The sequence below is a fragment of the Enterococcus sp. B2E4 genome (genome assembly GCF_030499455.1).
GTDB classification, from domain to species: Bacteria; Bacillota; Bacilli; order Lactobacillales; family Enterococcaceae; genus Enterococcus_D; species Enterococcus_D casseliflavus.
The window spans coordinates 1-4,000 of sequence record NZ_JAUKPK010000039.1 but is presented as its reverse complement, the minus strand read 5'-3'; the positions used below and the strand labels follow the sequence as shown (position 1 = coordinate 4,000).

5 protein-coding genes and 1 pseudogene are annotated in these 4,000 nt (G+C 38.7%); 1 reads left to right on the top strand and 5 read right to left on the bottom strand.

The features are described from left to right. Nucleotides 1-188: 188 nt before the first annotated feature. From bcrD to Q1X33_RS16700, 5 genes are all read right to left on the bottom strand, one after another. Nucleotides 189-1,019 (bottom strand): bacitracin resistance undecaprenyl-diphosphatase BcrD, encoded by an 831-nt coding sequence (bcrD, locus tag Q1X33_RS16440; RefSeq protein ID WP_139914526.1) that lies wholly within the window; start codon nucleotides 1,017-1,019, stop codon nucleotides 189-191. Continuing rightward, nucleotides 1,019-1,768 (bottom strand): ABC transporter permease, encoded by a 750-nt coding sequence (locus tag Q1X33_RS16435; protein WP_000933358.1) that lies wholly within the window; start codon nucleotides 1,766-1,768, stop codon nucleotides 1,019-1,021. The genes bcrD and Q1X33_RS16435 overlap by 1 nt, the downstream gene beginning before the upstream one ends. Then, complete coding sequence (gene bcrA / locus Q1X33_RS16430; RefSeq protein WP_002346952.1) at nucleotides 1,761-2,678, bottom strand: bacitracin ABC transporter ATP-binding protein BcrA; 918 nt, start codon at nucleotides 2,676-2,678, stop codon at nucleotides 1,761-1,763. The genes Q1X33_RS16435 and bcrA overlap by 8 nt, the downstream gene beginning before the upstream one ends. A gap of 182 nt (nucleotides 2,679-2,860) precedes the next feature. Further along, nucleotides 2,861-3,475, bottom strand: coding sequence for a bacitracin resistance transcriptional activator BcrR (gene bcrR / locus Q1X33_RS16425; RefSeq protein WP_000395511.1), 615 nt, complete (start codon nucleotides 3,473-3,475; stop codon nucleotides 2,861-2,863). Continuing rightward, complete coding sequence (locus Q1X33_RS16700) at nucleotides 3,465-3,662, bottom strand: helix-turn-helix domain-containing protein (RefSeq protein ID WP_000384569.1); 198 nt, start codon at nucleotides 3,660-3,662, stop codon at nucleotides 3,465-3,467. The genes bcrR and Q1X33_RS16700 overlap by 11 nt, the downstream gene beginning before the upstream one ends. 165 nt (nucleotides 3,663-3,827) lie before the next feature. On the opposite strand from Q1X33_RS16700, the pseudogene Q1X33_RS16415 reads away from it, so the two are divergent. Further along, a pseudogene (locus Q1X33_RS16415) lies at nucleotides 3,828-3,956 on the top strand (multiprotein-bridging factor 1 family protein); the annotation flags it as partial. Nucleotides 3,957-4,000: the final 44 nt, after the last annotated feature.

Sequence of the window (4,000 nt, the reverse complement as noted above, 5' to 3'; positions counted from 1 at the left end):
CATCTTGAAAAACTAATGACCTTTTTGAGACTTTGCAACAGAACCCATTGGTTTGTGTAAACGCAAAGAAACGGCGGCTCTGAAAATCAAAGCCACCGTTTCATAGGCGTGAAAATATGTCTGCTGTACGACGGCTTTTTTCTTTTGCCGTCGTGCGGCAGATTATTGCTTATGGAATTGTTTTTCTATCACATTACTGTTATAAGTACAACAAGTATACCAAGCACAATTCGATACCAACCAAACACCTTAAAATCATGTTTTTTGATAAAGTTCATTAGGAATTTAATTACTAAGACAGATACCGCAAATGCCACAGCCATACCGAGAACAAGAGCGAGCAGTTCTGCACTTGTAAAATCAAACTCGAATTTTAACAGCTTAAAAGCACTTGCTCCAAGCATAGTAGGTACTGCGAGGAAAAAAGTAAACTCTGCTGCTGCCACTCGTGAAACTCCTATGAGTAAAGCACCTATAATCGTTGCTCCCGACCGTGATGTGCCGGGTATAAGTGATAACACTTGAAATGCCCCTATCAAGATTGCTGTTTTATAGCTGATGTCAGAAAGTGCCATAGTAGTAGGAGTACGCTTTTTATTCCAATTTTCTATGAGAATGAATAACAAACCATAAAAGATTAACATGATTGAAATCACAATGGGGGTTTGGAGGTAAGCATCCAAATAATCATCAAATAAAATCCCCATAATACCTGACGGTATACAAGCCACTGCAACCTTGAACCACAACGAGAAAGTATCCTTTTTAACAAGTGGCTGCGATTTATCCTTTAGCTGAAATGGAAACATCTTGTTCCAAAACATTACAACCACTGCGAGTATAGCTCCAAGTTGAATAACAACAAAAAACATTTCTTTAAATGCTTCGCTCATATTAAGTGTGATAAATTTGTCCGCAAGAATCATATGTCCTGTGCTGCTGATAGGTAGCCACTCAGTAATACCCTCAACAATTCCAAGAAAAATAACTTTTAAAATTTCTATAAAATCAAGTACCATTATTTCAAATCCTCCTTTTTAAAATGATGAAAGGTCATAAGAAAACCAACTGCTGATACAAGAATAATAATAGATACAGACAGCAGTGTAGGATAGCCGGTACTCTGAAGTTTACCCTGCACCAAGAAATAGGTGGCTGTCCACGGATACAACGCTCCCCATTCTTGATTTGAAAGTGCGGCACTTCCCATGACAATCACGGCAGAGCCAATCATCGGGGCGACAAATCCTTTTGTTTTCATAGCAACAAACACAAAAGGAGAAACTGTTAAAAACATCAGGATACTGCCAAACAAAAACTTGGGGAGCCATACTATTGCCACTAGTAAGCTATATCCCTCCAATGTAAAGACAGCGTGATATAGCCCACAAGCGATAAATATACCTGCCCATGTTACAAGGGTGAGCATAACAATCCAAAGAAGCAGGGTGCAAAATTTTCCAATTAATAGTTTTGTCCTTGAAATGGGTATGGGCAATATGGTTTTGAGTGTGCTTTCTGTGTACTCTCTGCTAAACAAGTAAGCTGCAATTGCCACATATATCATAATGTTTACCAGCAGCATGATATACAGTACACTGTCGCTGTATATGTCAGACAAGGTAAAGATAATCTCCGGCTTATCAAAATGTGTTTGCAAGGCTTCTATTAACATCAAAAGTGGGGTAGATAATACCCCTGCCACACTAATTAGCACCATTTTTGAACGCTTTAGTTTTAATAATTCACAAGAAATAAGATTAAGCAATACCGCCACCTCCAATCAGTTTAGAAAAGTAGTCCTCTAAGTTTTCCTCACTATCATCTATCCTTGTCACGAGCAGTCCATTTCGTGCAAATTCTCGATTGATTTCTCCAACACTTTGGCTAAAGTCATAAATTCTCACCGTACCGTCCTGCACTGTAAAATCCGTCATGTGGTAGTGGCTTTCTAAAATCTTTCCAGCTATCTCACTGTCAGATAAATCAAATTGAATGTATTTTCGATTCCTTTTGTGAAGCTCGGATATATTCACTTCCTCTACTAAATGCCCCTCGTGCATAACGCCGATAATATCTGCTATCTGTTCAATCTCGCTTAAAACATGGCTTGAGATAAAAATGGTAATGCCATGATTGTGACTAAGTTCAGATAAAAATGAGCGTATTTCAACTATTCCAATGGGGTCAAGTCCGTTAATCGGTTCGTCAAGTATTAAAAGCTCCGGCTCGTGCATAATGGCGGCGGCAATACCAAGCCGTTGCTTCATTCCGAGGGAATAATCGGAAAAGACTTTTCTTTTCTCTTTATGCAGCCCCACAACTTCAAGAGCTTTTTCTACTCCACTTTTAGATACTCCCCCTCGCAGTTTAGCGAGAATTTGCAAATTCTCATACCCTGTTAAATTACTGTAAAATCCCGGTGTTTCGATAATAGAGCCTACTTTGCTATAAAGGGTATGGATATTTTCCTTATAGTTTGTGCCAAACAAGCGTACCGTTCCATCCGTTGGGAGAGCAAGCTGCAACATCATTTTCATTGCTGTGGTTTTGCCTGCTCCGTTTCTGCCGAGCAAACCATAAATTTTGCCCGTTGGCACATGAAGATTGACCTTATCGACAACGGTGGCTGTTCCGTATCGCTTCGTAAGATTTTCTGTTTCAATGATATAATCCATATTTGATTTTCCTTTCCGTTGGTTGCTGTTCTTGTTTTCACTGACCACAATTTTATTATCACAGGAGCTATATCAAAAGCCAAGAAACCTACCGTCACATCGCCTACATCTATCATGTCAACATGAAAAAAAGCCCCGACACTTATCGTGTCAGAGCCTATTTCAAGGGATTTATATCGTTTTTACTTTGTTCCGTTCTGCTTAATCCAAACAACTATTTTTGCGACAAACAGCAGAAACATAAGTGCTGTTATATATGGTTCTCTTGCTGCTGCTAAGAAACAGATAGCCAAAGCAGTGAGTCCAAGGGAGCATTTTGTAGCAATGCCGCCCCATGTTTCTTTATCTAAATGGGTAAGTATTATTTTAGCAATCCCTATTACAATCAAGGCGGCAAAAGCACTCCAGTAGACTGCAAGATTGAATGGTGTGGTGGCTGTAAATGATAGTAGATTGACCGCATAAACATAACCGCCAACAGAGTTTCCATATAACGGAAGAAATATAAACGCAACTGCCATCATATCCAATATTCCATAAATATAGTTGTAAATCTTTTTCAAGTTGGAACGATTTTCAGTTTCGGCAAGTGTAATCAGTTCTTCGCCCGATAGTAGTTCATCTATGGTCACAGAAAAGAATTTAGAAATACACTTGAGCGACTCAATGTTAGGGTAACCCTTGCCGCTTTCCCATTTTGAAATGGCTGTTCTTGATACATATAATTGCTCCGCAAGTTGTTCCTGCGTTAAGTTCTTTCCAGTCCTAAGCTGTTGTAGCTTTTCATTAAATTCCATGATTCTCCTCCTGTTTGTTCCTTGTTTTCATACGTCCATCAACGGGTTTTTCTGCATCTTTTGGTATCATCCATGCACGACCAAATTTTTCAGTTCCGTCAATGCGATTTTCCTCACATAATTTTTGTATCCGTCTTTCCGATATGCCCCATTTTTCAGAAGCGGCTTTCACAGAAATGTAATCCATAATATCAACTTCCTTTCGCAAAGAGTATATAATTATTATATACGGAATGACGAATAATAGCAATTTTCTCTCCACTAATACGAAATTATACACTACTAAACATAAAATCATACTTCGTTCAAATATCATCACCCGAAATGTACAATGATATAGGGTGATATTAAAATGTACCAAGATGAAAGAAAACTTGATTTTAAGCCGTTAGGTATAGCGATAAAAAAAGCTCGGGAAGCAAAAGGGTGGACACAGGAATATCTTGCCCAACTGGTAGACCTTACGCCACGCTCTATTATGGGTTCTGTTGCAAAGTTTCCGATAAGCTCATTTTGAGGTAAAAT